The organism is Erythrobacter sp. S227, from assembly GCF_057364925.1.
On sequence record NZ_CP200280.1, the window covers coordinates 2,711,214 to 2,735,497 of the forward strand.

Here is a 24,284-nt window from a genome sequence, read left to right on the forward strand (position 1 = left end):
GCCCACTTATGAGCTCTCCCCTTGTTCTGACCCTAACCTGCGCCGATCAGACCGGTATCACCGCGCGAGTGACCGCATTCCTGTTCGAGCGTGGCTGCAATATCCTCGATGCGCAGCAATTTCGCGACGAGACCAGCGATCGCTTCTTTATGCGGGTGGCATTTGACCCGCTTGGCACCAATGCGGATGAGCTTCGCAGCAGTTTTGCAAAGCTTGGCGCGGAATATGCGATGGAGTGGAAGATCGTCTCTCTCGATCGCCCGCGCCGTGTCATCATCATGGTTTCGAAGGGCGACCATTGCCTTGTCGATCTGCTTTATCGCCTGCGCATGGGGGAGCTCAACATCGAGCCGGTGGCGATTGTTTCCAACCACCCGCGCGATGTCGCGATCCGCACTGACATTGGCGATATCCCGTTCCACCATGTCCCGGTGACCAAAGAAACCAAGCCGCAAGCCGAGGCACGGGTGCGCGAAATTGCAGCCGAGACCGAGGCTGAACTGGTGGTGCTTGCGCGGTATATGCAGATATTCTCGGACGAGCAGTCTGCGCATTTCGCAGGGCGTTGCATCAACATTCACCACTCGTTCCTGCCCGGCTTCAAGGGCGCGCGACCCTACCACCAGGCGCACGAGCGCGGGGTCAAGATCATCGGGGCGACCGCTCACTTTGTAACGGCGGACCTCGATGAGGGACCGATCATCCACCAGGATGTGGAGCGCATCACCCATGCCGACAGCCCCGCCGATCTGGTGCGCAAAGGCCGCGATATCGAACGCCGCGTGCTTGCCGAAGCGGTGCGGTTGTTTGCAGGCGAGCGGGTTCTGATGAACGGCAACCGGACGGTGGTGTTTAGAGGCTAATCCAGCCAGCCATCCTCGCGTAAGGTTTTGACCTGTGCGCGGCTTACCGGCACCTCCAAGCCATTGGTCAGCGTCAGCTTGATATCGCGCCCTTCGCGCTTGTGGCTGGCAACCGCTGAACGCGCGACCCACCAGCTTCGATGGACTTGTCTGCCTGCCTCAGCGGGCATGAGCGCGATCGCTTCGCCAAGTGGCATCAACACCATTTCACTGCGCGTGGCGGCGTGAACGCGGGTGTAGTGATCCTCGACCGAGAGAGCGATGATGTCAGGAAAGCCTGCGGGCAGGCGCTCGTGGAGTGCTGTCTGCGGATTGCTTTGTCCGGGCCTTTCTTCCGCTTCCACATCGTCCGATATCTCCACTTCAGGCACCGCTTCGGCGCGAGCGTAGAGCACGTAGAACAATGCAAAAAAGCCAAGCCCGACGATAGATGCGCTGATCCAGACGCGCCCGAACCCTTCGCTCAAAGCAAGTTCGCTGCCGCCAGACCAATAGAGGATGCCCCAAGCGATCCCGACGGTTGCGAGCGGAATGGTGAGCGCATAACCCCACTGCGGTGCAAGGCCCAGCAGCTTGGCAACAGCGGACCCCACAAAAGCGAGCAATTGCACCAAGGCCCAGGCGGCAATCAGGCCCACAATCCAATAGGCGAGCCGCGCGCCAAGAGGCATTTCAGGCCCTACGAAGAGACCTGAAACAGCAAGAATACAGCCACATAGGGCCATGATCCCCGCTTCTGCCAAAAGCCGTTCGAGCCGGGTGAGCTCAATCATCGCGGACCATTCGCGAAAGAGCCGGACGCTTCACGCATCATGCGGACACGCTGCGCAGTTGCGCTTGGCATCGCGGGTGGGCGCGCAATTTTGAAAAGGGCAATGCAACATCGCATCATTTTAGCGTGAGCTACGAAAAGGATACAAGAGCAGCTATGTCGAACACAGCACCCGATCAAATGAACGCCCCCAATGGGCCGCGCCGGTTTTTTGGTCCGGACATGGTGGCAACAGGCCTCGTGACGATTGGCGTCACGATTGGCCTGACAGTTTTGGCGATGGTGACGGGAGGCTTTGCGACGCCGCAATCGGTGTCTGCTGGCGAATCGCGGCTGACATGGCCGGTGATGCTGCATCTTGTGACCGTTGTTCCCGCGCTATTGCTCGGTCCGGTGATCTTGTTGCGCAAGAAAGGCGATGCCTTGCACAAGCTGTTTGGGCGAATTTGGGCAGCGCTCATGGTCATAACCGCCATCGCCTCGGCCTTTATCGTTGCACCAGGGGGCGGGATTGCGGGCACCGGGTTTAGCCCCATCCACTTCTTTACAGTGTGGACGCTGATCAACGTGCCGTTGGCGATTCACCTCGCGCGAAAAGGGAAAATCCGCCATCACCGCGGCGCGATGACAGGGCTTTACGTGGGACTGTGCATCGCAGGCGCCTTCACCCTATTGCCCGGGCGCCTGCTCAACACGTTCTTCTTCGGTTAGCGCTTTGCGATCTGCTCAGCGCTCGCCGCCTCAAGCGCCTTGTCCTCATTGGCGCGCGCGATGACATAGGCGCGGATCGCTTCGATCTCGTCCTTTGACAGGGAGGTCGCAAAGCTTGCCATGCCATTGTCAGCAAGGATGCCGTCGTGGACCACCGCCTGCCAGCTTGTCGCATTGCCGAGCGTGCCCGAACGGCGCAGGTCCGGCAGCGTGGTTGAGCCTACAGCGGCCGGCGCATGACACACGGCGCAATAGCGGGCGTAGTTGACCTTACCCAGAGCAATAGTCTCGGCGCTCGCACGCGAAGGTGGCGGGTCGAGCGGGATCTCTGCCAGCGTCAGCATATCGGGAAGCACAGCCTCACCGCCGATCTTGAACACCAAAAGCCGCGAGATATTGCGCACCGGCCCCTGATCCTTGATCATATGGCCATCGCCCGCCAAGGCATATGCGCCGCCCCATCCGGCCAGCACGGCGACATATTGTTCGCCGTCCACGGTGTAGGTGATGGGCGGTGCCACAATCCCGGTTTGCGCTGCAAAGCTCCAAAGCTTCTCACCAGAGCCTGCATTGTAAGCGGCAAATTCGCTCGACGAATTGCCCTGGAACACCAGCCCGCCGCCGGTCGCCAGCAATCCGCCATTCCATGGACCGGGGAACTCGACCGTCCAGCGCGCTTCCTGCGCCACAGGGTCCCACGCCATCAGCTTGCCTTTGACCGTGCCATAGATGGATTTGCGAACCCCCAGATCAGGCGGCAGATCGCCTGCGCCAAGGTCAATCCCGACGTTAAAGCCGCGTGCGCGGTCGGGCTTCCAATCGGCCTGCGGCGCATAGGCAGAGGCGGCTTCGAACGCCGGAATGTAAACAAGCCCCTCGCCCGGGTGGAACGCCATCGGGTGCCAGTTGTGCCCGCCAAGTGGTCCCGGCATCACCAGTGCAGTCTCGCCCGTTTTGTCGAACCGCGCTTCGGGATTGAAGATAGGACGACCGTTTTCGTCGATCCCCTCGGCCCAGTTTTGCGGGATGTATTCTTCGGCAGAGATGAACTCACCGGTTGCCCGGTCGATCACATAAAAGAACCCGTTCTTGGGTGCCTGCATCAGCACCTGACGCTCTTCGCCCTCGATCTCCATATCGGCAAGGATGATGTGCTGCGTCGCGGTGTAGTCCCACGTTTCTCCCGGCGTTGTCTGATAGTGCCAGACATATTCGCCCGTATCTGGACGCACCGCGACGATGCTGGACAGATAGAGGTTATCGCCCTCTCCCGCCCCATCTTCGCCCGGTGAACGGTACGCTTGGTTCCATGGGGATCCGTTGCCAACGCCGAAATAGAGAAGGTCAAGCTCGGGGTCATAGGCCATGGAATCCCAGACCGTGCCCCCGCCGCCGATTGCGTCGGAGCCTGCAAGAACTTCCATGTTCCATGTCTCAGCGGCGGCTTTCAAATGCTCCGGCGCATCATCGCCTTCCGTGCCGTCTGGCACGGTGTAGAAGCGCCACAATTCGCTGCCGTCATCGACATCGTAGGCCGCGATATATCCGCGAACGCCAAACTCTGCGCCGCCATTGCCGATGATAACCTTGCCATCAATGATGCGCGGTGCGCCGGTGATGGAATAGGCCATCTCCTGATCAACGGTGACGACTTCCCAATTCAGCTCGCCCGTATTGCGGTCGAGTGAGATCAGCCGCCCGTCAAGCGAGCCGAAGAAGAGGTCATCGCCCCATGCGGCCAAACCCCTGTTCACGACATCGCAGCACACTTTGACGCCGGTTTCGCCGGGAACCTCAGGGTCGTACTCCCACAAAGGCTCGCCCGTGGTCGCATCAAAGGCTTTCACCTTCGACCATGCGGTGGTGAGGTACATCTTGCCATCAATGACAAGCGGCGTTGCTTCTTGCCCGCGCGCTGTATCCATATCGGCGTACCAGGCAAGGCCCAGATCGCCGACATTGTCGGCATTGATCTTTTCCAAAGGTGAAAATCGCTGTTCGGAATAGGTCCGGCCATGGGTGATCCAATTGGCGTTGTCATCGCCTGCGGCAAGCAGCATTTCTGACGTAATGCCGCCTTCGCTGGTCCCGGCCATATCTTCGCATGATGCCAGACCCAAGGTGCCCAGCGCCAATACAGGCGCTGCCCAAATCAGCTTTTTCATATTTTTTTCTCCCATGCGGGGCAATTAAGTCCCGTCTTGAAACGCAGTCTGCCGTGCAAAATGCTGCTTGTCCATGGGGTGTTTGCGCGCTTATCACTGGAGGCGAACACCACTTAGAAGAGGACGAGACGCGATGTGTGATGAAGCCAATCTCAAGAAATGGGCGATGAGCCGTAGGCAATTTGGTGTGCTTGCTGGCTCCGCTGCTGTTTTGGCAGCATGTCATGAAGTCGATATCACTCTTCCTGAAGGTGACGTGGCAGGGACTCCCGTCACACAAACCGAAGTCACCTTCCAGACCGCCGATGGCGTAATGGACGGTGTTTTCATCCACCCGTCCGAAGGCAAGCACCCGGCGGTCATCTTCTGGCCTGACATCGCCTCGATCCGCGCGTCCAAAATCAACATGGCAAGTCGGCTTGCGGGTGAAGGCTATGCCGTCCTTATCATGAACCCTTATTACCGCGATGTTGCGGGTGAACAGTTTGCCGATTTCGCCGCCTTTATCGAAGCGGAAGGCTTTCAGAAAGTTCGCCCCTGGCGCGAGAAACTCGATGCGGATTCGATTGGCCGCGATGCGGGGGCCGCGGTGGTGTGGCTCGATGCGCAAGACGCAGTCGACACGTCCAAAGGGATCGGCACGCAAGGGTACTGCATGGGCGGGCCGTTCACCGTGTGGAGCGCCGCGGCGGTTCCCACGCGGATTAAAGCAGCGGCCAGCTTCCACGGTGGGGGACTGGTACGCGAAGACTATGCAAAGAGCCCGCACAAATTGCTCGGGGCAAGCACGGCTGGTTATCTGATCGCGGTCGCGCAGGACGACGATGCCGAGGCACCCGGCGACAAGGACAAGTTCGCTGCCGCTGCAAAGGAAGCGGGGCGTCCTGCCAAAGTCGAGGTTTATGCTGGCGATCACGGCTGGACCGTGCCGGACAGCCCGGCATACGCCAAGGAAGCGGCTGAGAAAGCCTATGCGGACTTGCTGACGCTGTATTCGGAACAGTTGCAGGCGGCGACCTGACGATTTTAGCAAGGGCGCGTTTTCCTACTCGCCCCGCATTGTATAAGCGTCGCGGGATATGCAGCCCGTTATTTGCCCTCTCCGGTCCCGCTTTTTACCGGGCTGTAAGAGGGCAAAGGTTTTTTGCCTCTGGACAGTGTGTCAAGTGTGTCAAAACTTGCGAAAAATGGCGCGTTATCTAAGGCTTGTTTGCACGGCGCTTTGCGCGCTCATTGGCAAGGCCAAAGCGCCCGAATTTGCGATACCGCATCATCCATTTGTCAAGGAACAGGCCAAGCGGGCGCGCTTCAATACCAAGTTCGGCCAGCGTGTTTGCATCATCGGCTACCACGCTTCCCGCTTTGAGCAAGGTCCACTGATCGCGGCTCATCGGGGTCAGGGGCATAGCGGCGAACAGACCGCTGAGCCCGTCGGGCATGGCGATAAACTTGGGATCGCGGCCACAGGCGGCTGCGATGCGGGTGTTGATGTCCATCATGGTGAGGACTTCCGGCCCGCCAAGCTCGAAGATCTTGCCACCGTGCCTGGCAGGGTCTTCCAGTGCTACGGCCACCGCTTCGGCAACATCGTCGACATAGACCGGCTGAAGCTCGGCATCGGGGCCAAAGACGGGGAGGACGGGAGCCATTTCGATCAGGCCGCCGAACATGTTGAGGAAGTTGTCATCCTTGCCAAACACGATGGAAGGACGAAGCACGGTTGCGTTCTCGAAACCCTCCATGACAAGCCGTTCGCCCAGACCCTTGCCTTTGGCATAGGCGGTCGGCGAGTTTTCATCGGCTCCAATGGCGCTGAGATGGACAAAGCCCTTGACCCCGTTCGCCTTGGCCTGCGCTGCGATCTGCCCGGGCGCTTCGCCCATCAGTTTGCTGAGGTCACCTGCAAAGGCACCCACGAGGTTCACAACATATTCGGCGCCGGAAAGCGCCTTGGTGATTTGCTCAGGTCTGGTGATATCGCATTGGGTAAACTGAAGCTGGCCCAGATTGGCAAGCGGCTTCAACGGCCAGCTTTTCTCGGGCTTGCGGCTGGCAACCCGGACCCGGGCACCGCGCTCAAGCAGAGCTTGAACAACGTAGTTGCCGATAAAGCCGCCTCCGCCAAAAACGGTGACGAGAGCATTGGAGAGAGGTGATGGTTTTGACATGGCTCGTATATCCCGAAGAGCTGATCAATTTGCGCAAGGGTATGGCACGCGAAGGTTGGAAACGGAGGATTTGAAACTGAGGGTTTGATTGGGGTCGCCATGCTCCAATGCGCGCGCAAGGGCAAGGGGTGAGATATACGTGCGAAGGTTTGCGTTGACATTGCTGTAGCTGCAACGCTATTTGCCCGCCCCTACCCGGCGAGAGCGCAACAAGCTGCTCGCCACCCGTGCCCAGATGGCGGAATTGGTAGACGCACCAGCTTCAGGTGCTGGCGCTCGCAAGGGCGTGGAGGTTCGAGTCCTCTTCTGGGCACCATTTGTTCTCATCAGAACGTTCCAAAACATTGCAGAAATGGCGGAATTCTGCCATTCTTGACCTCTAGCGCAGAAAGCGAGGTCTTGTTTTGTTCCGCTTTGTTCCAACGTCTGTGGGGGCCTCGGCTGGGGGCTCCAGCTCAAAAGGCCCCAACTTGCACAAAAGTGAGGCCCCCAAATGAGCCTCAATGTGCAGGAAATCAAAGGCTTCCGAGCTTCCGACAAATCGTACAAGAAATACGACTCGCGGGGACTGCTGCTTCTGGTGAAGCCGAACGGCTCCAAGCTCTGGTATTTCAAGTACCGCTTCGGCGGGAAGGAAAAGAAGCTGCCCATCGGCGCGTTCCCAGAGGTCAGCTTGTCGCAAGCGCGCCAGCTTCGCGACCGAGCGCGGCTCAAGGTTTCCGATGGCATCGATCCGATGCTGGAGCGGAAGCGCAAGAAGGCCAGGATCAAGCTCGGCGCTGAGAACACCTTCGAGGTCATCGCCAATAAGTATATAGACGAGAAGATGGTCCCGGAAGGTCGGGCGGAGGCCACGCTGCGCAAGGCGCGCTGGTTCCTTGACCTGCTCAAGCCTGCAATCGGCAATATGCCAATCAACGACGTCGATCCGCAGTTGATGCTGGCGGCGCTCAAGAAACTCGAAGCCAGAGGCAATCTCGAAACCGCGAAGAAATGCCGATCCTTCGCTAGCCGGGTGTTCCGGTATGGAGCTGCGCTTGGCCAGTGCCAAACCGATCCAACATCGATCCTGCAGGGCGCACTGGTCACGCCAAAAGCACGGCACTACGCGGCGATCCTTGAGCCTGAGAAGTTGGGCGGGCTACTCCGCGCTATCGATGATTTCGAATGCTACCCGGCGACGAAATTCGCGTTGAAGATCGCACCACATGTCTTTGTGCGGCCCGGTGAGCTTCGCCACGGCGAATGGAACGAGATAGATTGGGACAAGGCCACCTGGACAATTCCGGAAGGTAAGATGAAGGCGCGCCGGACCCATGTGGTGCCGCTGTCACGGCAGGTGTTGGAGCTGTTCCGAGAGCTAAAATCGATCACCGGCGGCAAGGGCTACATCTTCCCGGCGTTCCATACGGGCCAGCGCCCAATGAGCGAGAACACCATCAACGCGGCATTTCGGCGCATGGGCTTCACCAAAGACGAAGTAACGGCACATGGATTGCGCTCGACCGCATCGACCATGCTTAACGAGAGTGGGCTTTGGCATCCAGACGCGATTGAGCGTGCACTCGCTCATGGCGACAGCAATGCCATCCGTGGTGTATACAATCGCGGAAACTACTGGGACGAGCGAGTGAAGATGGCTCAATGGTGGAGCGACAATCTAGACATGTTTCGAAAAGGAAAATCGAACCTCTAAACCTCGGCTACTCATAGAGAGCTATTTTGCATGAATAGGCTCAACCGTAAGCTCTGCTAATTTGGACTTGGTCTGACTGACAGAAATTATATGGTTTCGCGCAAAAAAGGCGACTTGATCGAATGGTCCGAATTAACTTTGCTACGCAATGAGTTAGCCACTTGATTTGGTTGATCTCCTAGTGAGGTCGATTCCTACGACTTTGATCTCTTCAACACCCGGAAATTTGGCAGAGATCGCAAGCCAATGCTCCTGCAAAGCCGCGACCAGATCATCAAAATTCAAACGGTCGCGATCAGGAATATCCCATCCCGTCTTCTGACCTCGATAGACGAGCACAAACAGACCACGGTTTGAGCGGTCGTCTCTGAGATAGTCACCACAAAGCTGGGTTTCGAGCCGCTCGAAGAGGCCAGGGCCAGACCAGTTGTCCGCGAGTTTCAGTTCAACGGGCACAGGACCATCGAAGCCTGTGCCATGAACGCGAAGGTCCGGGCGTTTCGCGTCCGCGAGCTCTTCTTCCTGGGGAATCGAGTAACGGCCGAGAGAGCCGTCACGCAGCCAATCGCCAATGTATTTGCGCATCTGGATTTCGTCGCCGACCATCTTCAGGATATCGGCAACGCTGCTATCGCCATCCTCAAGCTTGGCCCTCAGGTCGAGGAAACGGAGCACCCCTAGCTCCCAAAGTTCCCGATGATTGCGGGGGGTTCGCTCCAGTCTCTCGTTGAACTCGCAGACCTGAGCAACCGTCCATGGGGTTAGGTCTGCTTCGATTTCGGCCTTGTTCTTGGCGTGATGAAGCATCCACGGTCGCGAACTCACCACCGGATGCTGTCGCGCTAGGTCTTGGATCGCTAGGAAAGCTTCCTTCCCAGGAATGTCCTTGAGCATGCCGAACAGATGGTTGCGTGCATCTTGGGCGTGATCGCGCAGGCCGGGCGAGAAAACGCCTTTCCCATTTCGATCAATGTCATCCTTCTCTTTGATATGCTCGTGCATCAGTATGATGAGGTCCCGCAGGTGTTGGGGCGTGCGGTAACATTGGCGAACAACCGATCTGTCGTGCCGGTCGCCAACAAGCTGCGAGATGAACTGCATTGCGAGCTCCACACGCTTTGCCTTGGTGCGAAGTTTGCTGAGCTTTGAGCGAATGGCTCGGATCGCGTGTTCTGGTTCAACCCCTGCCCAAACGGCATACCAGGTCGCGACGTGATCGAGCGCCTTTTGCTGCGTCTTCTTCTCTGCAAGGTTGGCAAGCTCGCCCTCTGCAAGTCCCGAACGATTCAGGATGGTCAGAAGATACCGAAGCGTGCCGACACTCTTCGGTTCACGACTGCTCAGCCTTTCGAAAATGGGGCGAGCGAGCGTTTCATCGGCCCAGTCCCCATGCCAGCTGAGGTCATAGATGACATAGTGGCTCTCGTGATCGGCGGTCCCTGTACGAAGCTCGTAATCCACTTCGCGAAGCAGCAGATCGGTGATGATTTGAGGGAAGGCGCGATAGAGCTTTGGGAACCAATCAGGGAATCCGTTCAATTCGCTCATGGCGTAGCGAAAAGCAGTTTCGGCATCGTTTTCGGAAAGCCCGGAGGGCCATTGCGGAGTCTCGTTCGCTTCAATCTCGAGGCCGGTTAGACCAAAGATTGTCGAAAAGGGTGTGGAATTGCCTGCCTTCCCTCCGGACAGGAGCTTCGGCTTATTGCGCCTCCAATAGGCTACCACCCCATCACGGAAGGCTCGCGCAATGTCAGCGTTGTATACACCCTCCAGGAGCTGCCATTCGCCATGGGTCCAGCGACTGGAATGATCACCTAACTCACGCAGCTTTTCGTGGACGTAATATTGGTCATTCGAGATGTCCGTGGGCTTCGGCAAATCCGGACTACGCAACTTTTCAAAGTTCGCATCGAGATGAGCGCGCCATTCGGCTTCATTTTCTGCGATCCGGCGCTCCCTCTCCTCGCTCCGGCGCTTCCACTGCGCTTCCTGACGACGATAGCGCTTGTCTTGATCGCTCGCAGGCGGAGGATGCAAAAGAGCCTGAAGCTTGGCCTCCAATGTCGGTTTGCCCTTGCAGACGGCCTTAAGCTGTTCGCGCCATTTACGCGGCCTTCCGGCGTCCCGATACAAGCGGAACGCCAAGCTGAGAGCAACCAACCGGTCGTCGCGGAACCCTTGCGATGCAATCTCGGCCTTGATGCGATCGAAGTCATCGGGGGAGAAGCGACAGAAGGAATGCCAATAGGCCCGCCAGAAATCTGTCAGACGTTCCCCGCGCTTCTTGTTCAAAGATTTGCGCGCCACCTTCACATGATGCCAGAACAGCGCGTCGTTCAACTCCGGCCATGCGGGCACCAGCTCTGGGAGCTTGGATTGAATGTCTCGAAGATCCCAGTCTTGATAGTCGGTGGCCGATGGCAGCCTTTGAAGAATGGATAAGCAGGCCTGTTCGAGTGCTGCTGGATGACGCGCTTCCACCAGACGCTCCACCCCTTGTGCTACACGCTTAAGGAGCCACCCGTGCCGCTCGGAAATCTCGCAGTGCAGTCGCTCGATAACCGGGCGTTTGGAAACGAGTTTGGCGAGCCGTGCGATCAGCCCCGGCAACATGTCGATAGGTATGCTCAAGATGTAGTTCGAGAGCGCCTGACCCAAACCATCGCTGCTGAAACGGCGCTTTGGCTCCGTCTTCGAAAGCGCCTCACGAGCAAATCAATGGATGCCTGATCGGAGGGTAGCTTTTCGACCAGCTCTGCCAGCCAGTCGCGCCTAAGATGGCGCCGCTCATCGACAAATGCAGTTCGCACCTGGCGCGCGTCTTCGTCGCTACCAAGCGCCAAGACCGCACGAATGGCGGCAGTACGGACATATTTACCCGCGTCGGTTTTGAAGGCGTATTGCTTGGCCTCAGGTAGCGCGTTTTTGAGGCGTCCTTGCCAGACCATTCGCAGCAAGAACCAAAGAATGTCATCATGCCGGCCATATTCACGGATCAAATCCTTGATCTCGTGGACAAGGTCGACATTGGCAAAACGTTGGACTGCTGCGTAGTCCATGCCGTGCCCGGCTTCACCGCGGGCGACGGCATCGCAGACTTCACGGAGCACCCGTTGTCGAGTTTCCAGCGGCAGCTCTGCGGGCTCACCGCCTTCAAAGATTAGCCCCGGCGCGATGCGCAAGACGCGTTCGCGCATCCGTTCGTCCAGCAGAATGAGCCAGAGGAGGACTGGTCGGAGGGACGGCGTGACGACCTCGATCCCATATTGCTCTCGGAAGAAAAGCGTTTCGATCTCTCGCCGGGACGTTTCTTGCTTGAGCAGCCCGTCAAACCACTCGGCAGCTAGATACTCGCGCTGCGATCGGTGGTGAAACCGAACGGTGCCATAAATCGCTTCATCAAAAATCGGTCGGGCGAGAAGTGTTGCATGATCCGGCGCGCTCCAATCTCCAAGCACATCGGCTACTGGAAGACCAACCGCATTCTGTGCTCCGTCGGGGACGCGAATGGCGGCCTCGTGTGACATCGTCGTAGCAGCGGCCAACAGGCGGGCACCTATTCGAGCCCTTTCCTTGGAAAGGGGACGGGCTTCATCCCTACGCTGATCGGGTTCGCTCAGCCGCTGATCGATCGATTCCCGGATCAGCTCCAAGCGGTTCCCGACCCGATTGTTCTTCAGCCAAAACCCGGTGAGCTCTTCCAAGTCCTGCGGGCGATGGGTCATTAGCCATGCGTCGGCGCGTTCAATGGCTTCGAGAAACGCGTCGATGTTCTCGACACCTTTTGCCGCGGCAAACTTGCGGACCTGCGGTCCCCGAAGATCGTCCAGCGCGACAAGTTTGAAAGGGGTGTCATCCTTCCCCGTAGAGGTCCGATCGACGGCAAAACTTTTCTTTGCGGCAGCTCCTTCGCCCGAAACCTCTGAACTCTCAGACTTTTTGGGCGGCTGAAACTTCAGTTGATCGCCGCAGAGACGCAGGTCGCTGATCGGGCGCCATGCGGAGCCACGGCTGCTGAGGAAGATGTGCGCACGTTGCAGCGCTGGCGAAAGACGCTGGCCTAGTCGGCGAATCGCCCGCTCGAAGTCTGCAGGCTCCTTAAGGCGAGCCTCATCAACAGAATCCAGAAAAAGCCAGGCTTCATCTCCCGAAGCCAGCCAGTCGTTGAACTCAGTAAGCGAGCCCTCCTCAAAGGCGATATCGAAGTCGTCCGCAACGTGTTCCAGGCGCAGAAAGAATGCTCGCTTGCCAGCGGCGCGTTGGCGCTTGGCGGCTTGGTGAATTTCGACCGTTTTCCCCGCGCCAGCTTCGGACAGGAGGACAACCCGGAATTGATCGATCAGTTTGCCCCATGTGAGGGCGCTGCCAAGGCCGAATGTCCCTTGAAAGTCGAAGTCGTCGGTGTCCCCTTTATGGGAGGGAAGCTCGTGGAAGGTACGGTCTAGGTCGACGAATTCGTTCACTGGCGGTCATTATCCTTTGTTCCATTGAAACAGCAAGTTAGCATTCTGCTTAATCAAATCTAAGATGTCGGCGCAATCCCATTACAGGCTCGCGGCTTCACATGGTCGTGAAGCTGTGAATCATCATCGCTTCCAGCTTTGTTGGGATTAAAGTTGGACTGCTTATAGGGTAAGGCCGACTTCACGAGGAATAAAATGACCGAATGTTATTCAAGAAGCGTTATTCGGACAGCCAAGTACGAGAAACTGCTTCCTAAAGCAGCCAGACAGATCAACTGGGGCGTTCAGCCTTTGCCCATAATTGCGCAAATTCCCGGTGCCGCTCCAGCAACGGCTTGATATCGTTTGCCGCGAGGCCAAGGCGCTGCAAAAAAAGCAAAGTCAGCAGGAGTACGACACGGCGGGTAGCCCAATGCATACCCTCACCGTCGAGGATACGCCCAACTAATTCCTCCGAAAAGTGAGTGTAGTAGTTGCGCGTATCAACGAGCTTACGGATGAATTTGCCGTTGAAGCCGCCCGGTGTCTCGCCGAACGCCTCGGTAAGCGAGGTAACGATCGAGCGGAGCCGCTGCTTGAGGCTTGGCTCATTTGCGAAGCGATAGAGTGCCTCAAGCTTTTCGCGCATAGCGGTGTCGGTCTCGGATGGAATGTTCGTCACCATCGCCTCGCGAAATTTTCCGAAGTCTTCCTCCGCCATCACCGTTTCGCCACTGGTACGGCGATGCAAGACCTCGAGCGCTTGGATTGCAAGAAGAAGACGGATGTTGGTGAACATTTCCCGCTCGGCTGTGATCGTGAAGAAGAGCCGTAGAGCGGGGCTGAAGTCCTCGAACTGATTGAACCACACCTGCACAGCGTGCGGGTTGAAACGATTCAACTCGGGGCCGGTCACGATCGGAGTGCGCCGTTTGGAAGGGCTCTTCGCACGTGCTTCCCCATGAATCATACGCGCATAGAAGTGCACTTCTGCCGAACGCGTACCGCCGCCTCCCAGTTCGACCTCAGGCCCGCGCAGTTCGAATGATGTAAAGGAAAGGAAATGTCCGGTGCAAAGAGAAGCGAGCTCCTGCAAACCTACAGCACGATCAAGGTGCCAGTTCAGCGACTGTGGCTTGCGGGGCGTAATCGCCATCTGGCTCGGAACATCGATGACGTAGCGCGTGGCAGACGTATTGTCCGAGTAGAGACTGCCAACCGAGGTTACATCGAAGTCCGCGTGCGAGGCGAAAGCGACCTCGCGCGGCTTTTCGGCGAACACATTGAGGGTTTTCGCTTCGGGATTGAGGGTTTGGGTAAACGGGCTGTGCTCAAGCCAGGTCTCGATCTCGTCAAAACGGAAATAGGATTTCGTGAAAATCGCCTCGTCAGCTGCGCTCGTGATATGCGCCCCGATCACCAAAAGATTGGACGTCCAAGTTTCGTGCGGGATACGAGGCATGTTTAATTGCCGGTTTGTGTCGTGAGCATGCAGCAGGCTGATCGGCTTGCCCTTCATGGTCACGCCATGAATGACCGCATCCTTATCTCGGTTGCTGCCGCTGAAAGCCCGGTTGAATGTGTCCTGCAACTCGCCGAAAATTCCGACCAGCTTGAGCACAGCCCCGTTTTCAGGGTCGTAGCTCAAGCTGCCAGGAACCTTGTCGTCCCGATTATCGGCAAGCCAGAAGAGGCCTTGTTCGGTGAAGCTGTCGTAAATTCCGGGAGGCGGACTGGCCATCGTTCTTCCTTTTTGAGGCAGCCGGTCAGCAGCGAGCATTAGACTTGGTTGTCAGGAGCCAATTGAACGATGCAGCGCTCCAGAAAACTCAGACTTGGTCCACTTGCACTGCGAAGTTAGTAAAAGGCATTATGATCGGTTTTTTGGGTAGCGTCCCCTCAAGTGTCGACCGTTAATAGCGTTGTACTTTGTTTATTTCGTCCGAATAGCATAGGCAGCCGCATCTTCCGCAGCAATCTGGGTCGCGACGCCAATCCCATCGCAAAATCCCGGGATCTCGCCAAGAGACCCTTTTGGACGCCGCGCTCCGCGAACCGGATGGAAAGTCGTCGCCAGCTTGTATTTCGGCATTTCCCATTCGATAGGCTCTTCGCTATCGATCCAGTCCGGCTTGGTGCCATCGAAGATCATATCGTCGACGTAGAAGGCTGGGCCCCCGAGCCCAAATTTCCTGCCGCCCTGCTCGGCGATATAGGCCTTGGAAAAAGCGAAGTTGGCTTGAAGTTGAGGCAAGACGTCGAAGTACTTTTGGATCGCCGCCGCTTCGCGAACGGCCTGATCGGCTGAAATGGTGCCGTCCGCCATCCGCCGCAGGATCGAGTCTAGATGCCCTGAAGTATAATCTATCGCGCGTCGACTTCCCTTGGCTCTCAGGCCCGGTGCGACGACCATGCGTGCGCCGGGGAAGCCATTCTGAGTTTCTAGCGAATTTACCGCTTCAAAGAGGTCCCAGGCCCGACAAAAGAAATCGACTGTGTTTGCTGAGCCGCGGAGCGAAAGATCGCGATACGCGACGGCTCCGTCGTTGAGGACGAGGGTTCGAAAGTTTCGGGTGCTATGTTCGGCAACGATACGGTGAAAGGCGCGGAGCCGACTGATCGGTTTTTTTGCTTGGCTGGCTATGGGGTTGTAGCCGACATCCGAGATCATCTCGCCATAACCAAGCAAATCGATCCATCCGACGATTGCGACCTTAAACGGGAGACTTTTCGCGCCACCCTTCCGAATCGCGGGTTCGCTGGTACGCGTCACGATATTCGCAACCGCCATATTGCTGTCCTTATTCTTGGCATGTGTGCGCACACCGTTTGATACCTCAGGATAGATGGCTTCCGGACTACTTCGCATCAATTTTCAATCCTATATTTCCGTCCTCCGTCGATGTCGCCCATGCTAAGACTTTCACGGGTTAGTGATTAGTTTGCAATTCAGGCCGCTTGAACCGAGCGATGTCAATTTTTTGGTGTAGTTCCATGCCGAAAACTGCCCGGGCGCAATCGGAGGACTTGCGATCCGTTCGCCCGAAGGCCGGGCGCTAAGCGCCCGGCTCCTTTTTCTCGTCGTCCATCGGCGTGCGCAGAACAATCCGGCCATTGATCGGCACCACTTCCAGTTGAAGCGACAGCCCTTTGCGGTCGCGGTGGAACCACGCGGCTCCGATGCGGATCCAGAAACCCTTGTCGCCCTTGTTGGCGACATGCCAGGCAAGGTAGTCCGGCGGATTGGTCTCGTGCGCGGGTGGAATATTGCTGCGTGCCATGATGATGTCCTTTCGTGTCTGGTGGCTCGTCGCACCAAACAAGAAGGCCGCACGGCCAAGGGGAGGATTCATGTCCAACACGGGTGAGCGGAGCGAACTTGCGCGGGCCGGGCATTGAAGACTGACCGCGTGCGGCCAGTGAGGGTGCTCAATACGAGTCCAAGGCAACGAAGAGTTATCAGGCCCAGGCAGGCAAGCGCTTCACCTGCAGTTCCCCGCGGAAAAACGTGGCGAAGTCGAGCACGTTGTCATGGCGAACATACTCGGTGTCCTTCGATTTCTTGAGGGTTTCCGGAACGACGAGGTTGATGCCCATCGATGCCATATCCTCGATCGCATTGGCCGCGATCGATTCATCGACCGTTGCGAGAAACAGGTCGCTGCCGCCCATTTCTCGCTGGACCTGTTTCCAGCGCTCGCGAAGTGTCGTCTTCGCGCTAAGGATAAGTCCGCGCTGCGCGCCTTCGTACGGCTTCTTGAGATGGACAAGCGATGGAAGCACGAAATCAGGTCGCTTCTTCGCGTCCATTACGACCTGCTTGGCGAAGGGAATGTTGCCCGCTTCAAGCATAGCCTCGATGTGGTGCTCGAACGAGTATCCGGCGCGCGACTTGCGTTGTTGGCTGGCCGAGAGCATCAAACGGTCGACCGCGCCGGTTGCATCGACCAGACGCCGCACGACGCCCTTCATGTCGATCTTGATCGGATCATCGCCGAGCACGATACGAACCAGTTCTACGCCGCGCTCCCGGCGCTGGAATTCTCGGAAGAGGTCCCACTCGATCTTGCGGCTGATCTCCCGGACCGCGTCGCCAGGAAACTCCAGCTCGAAAGGATTGAGCGAAGGTAGTTTGTAGCGATCAAGAAAGTTCGTCCGCGCTAGCTGGGCGAGTTCGGCAGTCGCAGGCATTGCTGCCCGATTGTTCGCAAAACCGGCGATCTCGCCTGCGAGCCAGGCCAGCGCCACTTCTTCAGCGAAGTCCAGTATCTCGTCACGTTCGCGCGCGATCGCAGCTGCCGGATCGAGAATTCCTACCGTGAAGGCGGCATCGATACCCAGTGTGTCGAGAAGGACGGTCGCGTCGTCAGAGGCGGAATCGACCGTCAGGCAAATGTAGCGCGGCTCGCCGCGCCCTTCTGCCTCCGACATGACGAGCCAGGAAGCAGGAGACAATTCCGCGAATCCCTCCTTGGGTACCCGCGTCATGTGGGTCTCAGTACCCTTGCTGGTGTAGTGCACCAGGCGAGTCTTCCTTTCGATGCCGTACTGCGGCCAATCGGTCTGGAACCACGCTTCCCTTATTTCATCGGCTTCCGGGTCGTCCCGTTCCTTGGCGACAAGTGGCGGGAAGAAGCCGCTGTCGCGCTGAGCTGGCGGGACGTAGACACCGCCCTGGTGCTTGTTTCTCAGCCGCGCCCAGTCGCGGTCGTTGTTGGACAGCTTCTTGACGAAGAGTTCGCGCGACGTGCGTAGCAACTCTGCAAGAAGGCTGCTGCCATCTTCCGCGAAAAGGTCAAACTGTTCAGCCATCTGCGCTCCGTCCGGACGTGTTCTGTCCTTCGATCTCGATAGACGCGTGGTCCGATCGAAGCCAGTCCGCGAGCAGTCTCACGGGTTGCCCATCGGCTAAACGCGTCTTGCCCTTGAGGCTGCATTCCCAAACAGTCGCCTGACGCCAGCCAGCCTCGTTCAGTGCCGCAGAATGCTTGCGATCATTCTCGCGGTTTCGGGTGATCTTGGCCTGCCAGAACTCCTCGCGTGTCGAAGGCCACCTGAAGAGATGACAGTCGTGCCCGTGCCAAAAGCAGCCATGTACAAAGATCACTGCCCGTCGCGCCGGGAACACAAGGTCCGGCTTTCCAGGCAGCTTGCGGTCGTGAAGGCGATAGCGGAAGCCGAGTGCATGCAATCCGCGCCGGATGATGATCTCCGGCTTTGTATTCTTGCCCCTGATTCCGGCCATCATCCGGCTGCGGACAGCCGGCGAGACCACATCAGCCATGGGCGTAAGCCGGTTCGCGAACCTGTTCGCTGACAGCGTCCTTCGCAGCAGGCTCGTCCACAATATGGGGGGCCATGATCCTGGCTACAGCGCGGACTACGGGCACCACCACGGCATTGCCGAACTGGCGATAGGCTTGAGTGTCAGAAACGGGGATAATGAAGTCGCTGCCTTGCGGTTCGTCGAAACCCATGAGGCGCGCGCACTCGCGCGGGGTTAACCTGCGGGGCCGGTTGCCAGGTTGCAAAACCAGGCATTCGGACCCGTCCTTGTGATAGCGCGCGGAGAGAGTACGCGAGACATCGCCGGGACCGAAGACGGAATAGCCGAAGCCATTGCCCTTCTTTGCGTGCTTCTCCTTATACCCCTGCAAGTAGCCCCACAGATGCTCGCTCAGCGTATACTTGGCGTCAACATCGTCTTCCAGGATGTCACCCAGCACAGGCTCGCGGCTCTCGGGCAATTCCAGGTCATCGAAGCTGAAACCTGTCTCTTCCCGGAAACCGACAATAAACACGCGCTCGCGCTTCTGTGGAACCCAGGGCGCGGAACTGATTACCCGGTACTGGACCTTGTAGCCGAGCTCCTGTGTGAGAACATGCATGATGGTGGCGAAAGTCCGGCCCCGGTCGTGCCGCTCGAGATTTTTCACGTTCTCAAGCAGAAATGCCTTGGGCTGATGATGGGCGATGATCTTGGCGAGATCGTAGAAAAGCGTCCCCTGCGTATCGCACAGGAAACCGTGAGGTCGGCCAAGCGCGTTCTTCTTCGAGACCCCCGCAATCGAGAATGGCTGGCAAGGAAAACCGGCCAGCAAGACGTCGTGCCCGGGAACCTTCCAGGGCTCGTCGGCGTAGGGCCGGATGTCGCCAGCGAACTCGTGATCGAAGGGGTTGTCAGGATAGTTGGCGGCATAGGTCTTGCGTGACCAGCGGTCCCACTCGGCGGTGAACACGCACTTTCCGCCAATCTCTTCGAACGGCCTCCGCAAGCCTCCAATACCCGCAAAGAGGTCTATGAAACGGAAGGCTGGCCTTTCGCGGTCCACAAAGTTCGCACGCGCGGCGGCTTGTGCCATGCGTCGAACGAAATCCAGCGCCAGCGGCGATGGATCTGTTCCGCGTGATCCCGGTGTCTCGTAGCGTCTGATTGTTCGTTCGGTCACGTGGAGCAGCTGTGCTGCTTCTTCGATCGACAATCCGGCGCATTCCCTCAGTCTGGTAAACTCGGTGCGGCGATCAAGCACGGGCATCTCCACTGGGTCTGGAAAGGACAAGATGTCAAATCCAGACCCAGTGATGAAACATTTGCAGAACATCCGCAAGAGTGTCCTGTGGAACAAATTTCCACAGGACACTTCCGGTCAGTACTCGCTTGCCAGCATGATGGTAAGCACCCGCCGGGTAACGGCGGGGTTGGCGGGGTCTTCGCTGCCGACCCGCAAGTCACGGTCGTAGGCATCGATCTTCCAGAACACGGTTGCGGCAGGCCGCGCCGGTCGCGCGGTCGTCCAGCTGCGATCGACATCCTGATAGATCGCCCCGAAATCGCGCTCGCCATAAGGATCGTTGTCCGGGGTGAAGGCGTCGAATGTCTCGACCAGCTCGCGCACCCGCGACTGATCTTCCTCGGACAAGGCCCGAAAGCCCTCGGTTGCCACTGCAACGCACGCAAGGCCCATCGCCTGCCGCGCCCGGTCATTGAGCCGGGCAATCCGCTTGCTGTGGGAAAGGGTGCCAGCGGTCATTGCACCGCCCTCCGGCCGCGCTCACAAATTTCAACCAGCTCGCCGAAATCTTCCCACTCGCCCAGCTCCTCGGCCAGACGCTGCACCGTCCCGAACGGCAAGCCGTTCTCATTGGCCAGCATCCGCAACCAGTCCTCGCGGCACTCGGCTCCGCAAGCCCGGTAGCTCAAAATCAAATCACCCATTTTCTGCCCTCCTTCGGCTGAAAGCCGCATCCGGCACGCGGCATGCGGCCTGCCTTCCGGCGAGGATGGGAGGGGGAGGGAAAACCGGAATCGATGCCCTGGTGCGGGCCAGCGGGCATGTAGATCGGCCTTCGCGCATAGCGCGAATTGGCCGGACTTTGGCCGCCACACGGGGGCGTCTATTTCCGGTTTCGGGAACGAGAGGGCAAAGCCCCTGGTGTTCCCGCCAGGGATCGCCCGGCGATCCAGAAAGAATAGCACCCTTGCAACGGCGCGAAGCCGACGGAGGTCCTGCGCGCGCGATCTGTGCGCCAGCGGGCGTCCGGCAATGAGAGAGGCAAGAGTGCCTGCGGGTTAGCTCAGGAATGCCGCGCCCTCAGGAGCGCAGAATGCGCGGGACAGAGCGCGTCCGTCAGGAATTCCCGCTCCGCTTTCAAGTGCTCCTGATCGTCACCCGGATGGGAAGGGACTACAGGCCCGGTCCGCGCCAGCGGATAGAGCAGGTTGCCCGGCAGGGTAGCCTAGGCAGCTTTCAACTCTCTTTCGGCCTGTCGCATTGCCAATGCCGCGGTATCCGCCAAAAACTTGTCGATTTCAGATTCGCTCATGACCTCGAAAAGAATTCCGCCACCGTTCCGGTTCAGGACCTTCATGAAATGGCGAAAGCTCGCCTCATCTGAAGTTACCCAAGGTTCTGCGGTCATGATCCGGATCAGGCCCTGTGCCAGTTGGGGCCTGCTTGTGGTCCGGGAGCGCTCAACGAAGTTGCTCCGAATGTCAGCGCTCTTGAGGATAAGGTTCAGCGCATTTTCATGGTCACTAGCGCCGGCCGCAATCTTCGCCACCCTCGCATTCCACCATAGGCGGCCAATTGCATTATCGTCCCTTATCGAAGTGAGCCCCGTTCCAAAGAAATGGTCGAGGACAGCCTTGTCGACTGCCTCTCCGGAAGCGCCCGAGAGCCACCGCGCCCGCGAGTACTCGAGGCCCTCTACATGGGTGAGCCTGGTCCAGATGCGACCCTCGCGCGCTATGGCCGGGGTCATTCCGGGAAGCGCTTCGAAGACTTTCAGTGAATTCTGGACTTCGATCTCCGGCTTCGTCGACGACATGTCGAGGTCGGCAATGGCCGCTCCATCGAGAGATACTGACGAAGCCTCGATCGCCCATCCGTTTCCAAGTTCGAGATCAAGAAAGTCGCCGGATTCATACCGGGTGCGATTGGCGGTCACCTGCGCCTGCAGGCTGTCCATGACATCTTGAGAGAGGAATTTGAGTTTGCTCACGCCTTGGCCTCCGCAATCGTTTCAAGCCGACTGACCGGCATTTCCAGCAGCGTCTGCGCGTTATCAAAAAGACTGCCGTTGTAATCGATGTTGGCAACCGTGCATTTCGCTGCAAACGGCTGTTTCCAGCGCCGGTTCTCGTGCGCGTCTGGGTTGTCCCGCAGCGCGTCGAGGACCTCCATCACGGCGGGCAAGTATACCGAACTCAGGACAGCTGCCTTTGCCGGTGAATGTCGTAGCCCGTTGATCATCTTGAACGTCTCCTCCCCGGCAATAATTGTGATCTTCTCGTCGTCCAGTTTCACACTGAGCTGACCTTCAGGCTGGGAGGGGGATGCGACAAGCGCAAATATGCTCTCCATCGGCGCCAGTTTTGCCTGGCCGACGCTTAGGACCTGCTCATCGTCAAAGGCCAGAATATCTCCGGCAACCAGACTGAGTGGCAGTGTAAATTCCGGGTGCACATTGCCCGGCTCCCATTCCGGCAGCGATTGTGAAAGCCAGATGACGGGGCGAACCGTTACGCGGTTCAACAGCGAGCCCTTCTCGAACTCGACCTTGCCCTCGGGCCAACCAAGTTCCCGGAGCTCGGAATAGAATGTGTCACCACACCGGACGAAAATCCCGACAGAGGCCTTGCCATTCTCGACAAGCTCACGGATCGATGTCTCAGTGAGGTCGATGCTGTAGCGGATACTGACCTTGCCGGTCTCTATGATCTCCTCGACTTCGGTATCGAGCGCAAAACTCCCTTCGCTGAAGTCACCGGTCTCGTCCGTCAGTACCGGGTGGGCGAAGCGCATGTCATCGGAAAACTTCATGCTGCGGCCTCCTGCAATTCAGCAGTGGCGAACACTTCGACCGGGCCCGAATAGGGCGCGTCGAACGTTACTTCGAGGGAGACCCGCTCCCCTTCCGTCAGTTCAATTGCCACGTTTCCCTTGTGTACAGCGCCGTTGCTCGTGGCAACGACAGGAAGCGGCTCTCCGGTGTTGAGTCCAGTAGCTTCGAGCTGCACCACAGCTGCTCCCGAGACGGTGGGCGTAAACCATATGGTCCTTTTCAGTGCATCCGGCTGGTCGGAAGGTATCGCCGTCCTGAGACCCCGCAGCTTCAGCGGCGGCACCTTGCCCTGCGTGCCGCTTCCGCCGCTTCCGGCTCCCGGCCCTTTCTGGTCACCGGAGCGCTTCCCGCCCGTCTGACGTGTTTCCTTGTCTCCGCCACCGCCATCATCGCCGGTGTTTTCCTGCGGTCGCAGCGCTCTTGTCTTGGTCTTGCGAGCCGGTTTGTACACGTACTTTTCGGGATCATTCTCGGCATCGGGGTCGGGCGGCGGAGTGCCGCTGGCATCCTCGGCAAAGAACCTTGCCAGCTCGTCGAGTGTGACCTCGTCGTCCTCCTCAATCGAAGCGGTCTGTTCAATCTGTCTGCGCAAGTCCTTGATGAGCTGTTTCATAGCGCTTTCAGCGGCTTGCCGCTTCAGCGGATCGGAAAGACGGTTGGCGGAGAAGCTGTCATGCCGCGGATTCTCGATCGACTTCATGAGCTTGCTTGCGGCGTCGGCGACCGGCTCGACGAATGCTACAAATTCGCGCGTGCCGACAAACCTTTGAAGCTTGTCCCCGAACTGCTGAAGCTCTGAGGTGATCAACATTCCGTTGCGGACGATGCCAACACGCTTGGGGAGGCCATCGTCGACAAGAATACGGAAGCGCATCTTGCCTAGACCCTGAACCTTCTGTTCAATTTCCGTCGCATCGGGCGAGGTCAGACAGCGGAACAGGTCGCGCGAGAAGTCGAGCTGGCTTTTCTGACCGTCCGCTTCGGCTGCCGAGATGATGCGAGGGTCGTCGAACATCGCCGCAACTGTATTGTGATTGAGCTTGATCTCGCCGTCGTTGATTTCGAACGCCATCCTGTCCCGGTGAAGCGCTGCGAAGAAGTTAGTCAGCAGTGAGTAGGCGATAGACCAGGACCAGCCGTCGTTCTGTCTGAAGCCAACACTGAAAATGCTTGTCCCGATCTCGTCGCGGTGCATCCAGTCCGGCACCAGTGCCGGATCTTCGACAGCGACATATCCATCCGGGTTTCCCCAGTAGCCGGTGGCTCGTCTCTTTTCACCGTTGGTATCGACATGGGAGACCATCCGGCACTTGCCTTGAGCCGCAAACCGCAACTCATCTGCCTGATCGCGGTACGCTGTCGAATAGAGAACCGTTTGAAGATCGGAGATCGCGAACGAAGCGTTCTTGCCAATGCCGAATGAGCCCCCCGACGTCTCTGTCTTGTTGTTGCTGACGCCGGCACCCTTCAGCAGCGAATGGAATGGAGTGCCTTCTTGACCCGAAGGTCCGGCAAGGCCCTTCGTATTGAAATCACTGATCCTGAGAATCTTGGTGGTCGGCTTTTCGAGCAGCTTCTTCGCCTGGGAGAAAAAGTCTTCGTCCTTTTCCTGCTTGGCATCGGCGAGGCATCTTTCGACTGTGTCGGTCAGGACAGCAATGCCCGGCAGCTCTGAAGTTGCCACGTCGAGCACGTCAAATTTCATCCTCACGGGAAAGTCGACAGCGGCGTCAGCACTGTTCTGCCCGGCTTCGCGGCCACAACTCGCATAAGGGTTATCGCGAAAGGTCTCGATCCCTGCGTCGCCGAGGCCTTCGCTCTCACCTGCCTGATTCGGCAAAAATTCCAGTACTGGTCCAGTCATGTCCGTTCCTTTTTGCCGCGTGATCAGAGCTTGAACAGGGATTCGCTGCCGCTTTCAGCATCCCCGAAGCGAGCCTTGGCAGTGTCGAGTTCCTTCTGAAGGGCCCGGAATATCTTCTTCACATCCTCGTCTGTCGAGAAATATGCCGATCTGTTCGAAAGATTTCCGATCAAGCGGATTTCCTTGAGGGCGCGGTTGACCCTCTGCTCCGCAAGTCTGACGAAATTTTCACGCTTCTTGTCCATATCGAATCTCCGT

At 58.1% G+C, this 24,284-nt stretch carries 21 protein-coding genes and 1 tRNA gene; 5 read left to right on the plus strand and 17 right to left on the minus strand.

Annotation, left to right across the window (positions count from 1 at the left end):
• Positions 1-8: 8 nt before the first annotated feature.
• A complete protein-coding gene (gene purU, locus AC0V6Q_RS12910; RefSeq protein WP_486168783.1) occupies positions 9-863 on the plus strand; it encodes a formyltetrahydrofolate deformylase in 855 nt (284 codons plus the stop codon).
• Here the strand turns inward: purU and AC0V6Q_RS12915 are convergent.
• Positions 860-1,636, minus strand: coding sequence for a LytTR family DNA-binding domain-containing protein (locus AC0V6Q_RS12915; protein WP_486168784.1), 777 nt, complete (start codon positions 1,634-1,636; stop codon positions 860-862). The genes purU and AC0V6Q_RS12915 overlap by 4 nt on opposite strands.
• A 155-nt stretch (positions 1,637-1,791) precedes the next feature.
• Here AC0V6Q_RS12915 and AC0V6Q_RS12920 point away from each other — a divergent pair, with 155 nt between their 5' ends.
• Positions 1,792-2,346 carry a DUF2306 domain-containing protein gene (locus AC0V6Q_RS12920; protein WP_486168785.1) on the plus strand — a complete coding sequence of 185 codons (555 nt, stop codon included), beginning with the start codon at positions 1,792-1,794 and terminating at the stop codon, positions 2,344-2,346.
• Here AC0V6Q_RS12920 and AC0V6Q_RS12925 read toward each other — a convergent pair.
• Positions 2,343-4,511, minus strand: a complete 2,169-nt coding sequence (locus AC0V6Q_RS12925) for a PQQ-dependent dehydrogenase, methanol/ethanol family (protein WP_486168786.1) — start codon at positions 4,509-4,511, stop codon at positions 2,343-2,345. The two genes, AC0V6Q_RS12920 and AC0V6Q_RS12925, sit on opposite strands and share 4 nt — an antisense overlap.
• A 133-nt stretch (positions 4,512-4,644) precedes the next feature.
• On the opposite strand from AC0V6Q_RS12925, the gene AC0V6Q_RS12930 reads away from it, so the two are divergent.
• Positions 4,645-5,532 carry a dienelactone hydrolase family protein gene (locus AC0V6Q_RS12930; protein ID WP_486168787.1) on the plus strand — a complete coding sequence of 296 codons (888 nt, stop codon included), beginning with the start codon at positions 4,645-4,647 and terminating at the stop codon, positions 5,530-5,532.
• Between the two features lie 178 nt (positions 5,533-5,710).
• Here the strand turns inward: AC0V6Q_RS12930 and AC0V6Q_RS12935 are convergent, their stop codons facing one another.
• Positions 5,711-6,679 carry a complex I NDUFA9 subunit family protein gene (locus AC0V6Q_RS12935; RefSeq protein WP_486168788.1) on the minus strand — a complete coding sequence of 323 codons (969 nt, stop codon included), beginning with the start codon at positions 6,677-6,679 and terminating at the stop codon, positions 5,711-5,713.
• Between the two features lie 229 nt (positions 6,680-6,908).
• Here AC0V6Q_RS12935 and AC0V6Q_RS12940 point away from each other — a divergent pair.
• Both AC0V6Q_RS12940 and AC0V6Q_RS12945 read left to right on the plus strand, forming a co-directional pair.
• Positions 6,909-6,995 (plus strand) — tRNA-Leu (locus tag AC0V6Q_RS12940).
• A 177-nt stretch (positions 6,996-7,172) separates the two neighbouring features.
• Positions 7,173-8,375 carry a tyrosine-type recombinase/integrase gene (locus tag AC0V6Q_RS12945; RefSeq protein WP_486168789.1) on the plus strand — a complete coding sequence of 401 codons (1,203 nt, stop codon included), beginning with the start codon at positions 7,173-7,175 and terminating at the stop codon, positions 8,373-8,375.
• Between the two features lie 153 nt (positions 8,376-8,528).
• Here AC0V6Q_RS12945 and AC0V6Q_RS12950 read toward each other — a convergent pair whose 3' ends face one another.
• The 14 genes from AC0V6Q_RS12950 to AC0V6Q_RS13015 all read right to left on the minus strand — a co-directional run bounded on the left by AC0V6Q_RS12950 (position 8,529) and on the right by AC0V6Q_RS13015 (position 24,271).
• On the minus strand, positions 8,529-11,006 hold the full coding sequence (locus tag AC0V6Q_RS12950; protein ID WP_486168790.1) for a hypothetical protein: 2,478 nt from the start codon (positions 11,004-11,006) through the stop codon (positions 8,529-8,531).
• Positions 11,003-12,838 carry an NACHT domain-containing protein gene (locus AC0V6Q_RS12955; protein ID WP_486168791.1) on the minus strand — a complete coding sequence of 612 codons (1,836 nt, stop codon included), beginning with the start codon at positions 12,836-12,838 and terminating at the stop codon, positions 11,003-11,005. The genes AC0V6Q_RS12950 and AC0V6Q_RS12955 overlap by 4 nt, the downstream gene beginning before the upstream one ends.
• Before the next feature lie 271 nt (positions 12,839-13,109).
• Positions 13,110-14,597: an ApeA N-terminal domain 1-containing protein gene (locus AC0V6Q_RS12960; protein WP_486168792.1), complete on the minus strand. Its 1,488-nt coding sequence runs from the start codon at positions 14,595-14,597 to the stop codon at positions 13,110-13,112.
• A 153-nt stretch (positions 14,598-14,750) separates the two neighbouring features.
• Positions 14,751-15,608: a hypothetical protein gene (locus tag AC0V6Q_RS12965; protein ID WP_486168793.1), complete on the minus strand. Its 858-nt coding sequence runs from the start codon at positions 15,606-15,608 to the stop codon at positions 14,751-14,753.
• Positions 15,609-15,873: 265 nt separating this feature from the next.
• Positions 15,874-16,098, minus strand: coding sequence for a hypothetical protein (locus AC0V6Q_RS12970; protein WP_486168794.1), 225 nt, complete (start codon positions 16,096-16,098; stop codon positions 15,874-15,876).
• Between the two features lie 178 nt (positions 16,099-16,276).
• Positions 16,277-17,629 (minus strand): type II restriction endonuclease, encoded by a 1,353-nt coding sequence (locus tag AC0V6Q_RS12975; RefSeq protein ID WP_486168795.1) that lies wholly within the window; start codon positions 17,627-17,629, stop codon positions 16,277-16,279.
• A complete protein-coding gene (locus tag AC0V6Q_RS12980) occupies positions 17,622-18,101 on the minus strand; it encodes a very short patch repair endonuclease (protein ID WP_486168796.1) in 480 nt (159 codons plus the stop codon). Before AC0V6Q_RS12980 ends, AC0V6Q_RS12975 begins: the two co-directional genes overlap by 8 nt.
• On the minus strand, positions 18,094-19,419 hold the full coding sequence (dcm, locus tag AC0V6Q_RS12985; protein ID WP_486168797.1) for a DNA (cytosine-5-)-methyltransferase: 1,326 nt from the start codon (positions 19,417-19,419) through the stop codon (positions 18,094-18,096). Before dcm ends, AC0V6Q_RS12980 begins: the two co-directional genes overlap by 8 nt.
• A gap of 45 nt (positions 19,420-19,464) precedes the next feature.
• Positions 19,465-19,848 (minus strand): DUF3768 domain-containing protein, encoded by a 384-nt coding sequence (locus AC0V6Q_RS12990; RefSeq protein ID WP_486168798.1) that lies wholly within the window; start codon positions 19,846-19,848, stop codon positions 19,465-19,467.
• Positions 19,845-20,033: a hypothetical protein gene (locus AC0V6Q_RS12995; protein WP_486168799.1), complete on the minus strand. Its 189-nt coding sequence runs from the start codon at positions 20,031-20,033 to the stop codon at positions 19,845-19,847. Before AC0V6Q_RS12995 ends, AC0V6Q_RS12990 begins: the two co-directional genes overlap by 4 nt.
• 521 nt (positions 20,034-20,554) lie before the next feature.
• Positions 20,555-21,319 carry a DUF6339 family protein gene (locus AC0V6Q_RS13000; RefSeq protein WP_486168800.1) on the minus strand — a complete coding sequence of 255 codons (765 nt, stop codon included), beginning with the start codon at positions 21,317-21,319 and terminating at the stop codon, positions 20,555-20,557.
• On the minus strand, positions 21,316-22,140 hold the full coding sequence (locus AC0V6Q_RS13005; RefSeq protein WP_486168801.1) for a hypothetical protein: 825 nt from the start codon (positions 22,138-22,140) through the stop codon (positions 21,316-21,318). Before AC0V6Q_RS13005 ends, AC0V6Q_RS13000 begins: the two co-directional genes overlap by 4 nt.
• Positions 22,137-24,026: a hypothetical protein gene (locus AC0V6Q_RS13010; RefSeq protein ID WP_486168802.1), complete on the minus strand. Its 1,890-nt coding sequence runs from the start codon at positions 24,024-24,026 to the stop codon at positions 22,137-22,139. The genes AC0V6Q_RS13005 and AC0V6Q_RS13010 overlap by 4 nt, the downstream gene beginning before the upstream one ends.
• A 23-nt stretch (positions 24,027-24,049) precedes the next feature.
• Positions 24,050-24,271, minus strand: coding sequence for a hypothetical protein (locus tag AC0V6Q_RS13015; RefSeq protein ID WP_486168803.1), 222 nt, complete (start codon positions 24,269-24,271; stop codon positions 24,050-24,052).
• Positions 24,272-24,284: the final 13 nt, after the last annotated feature.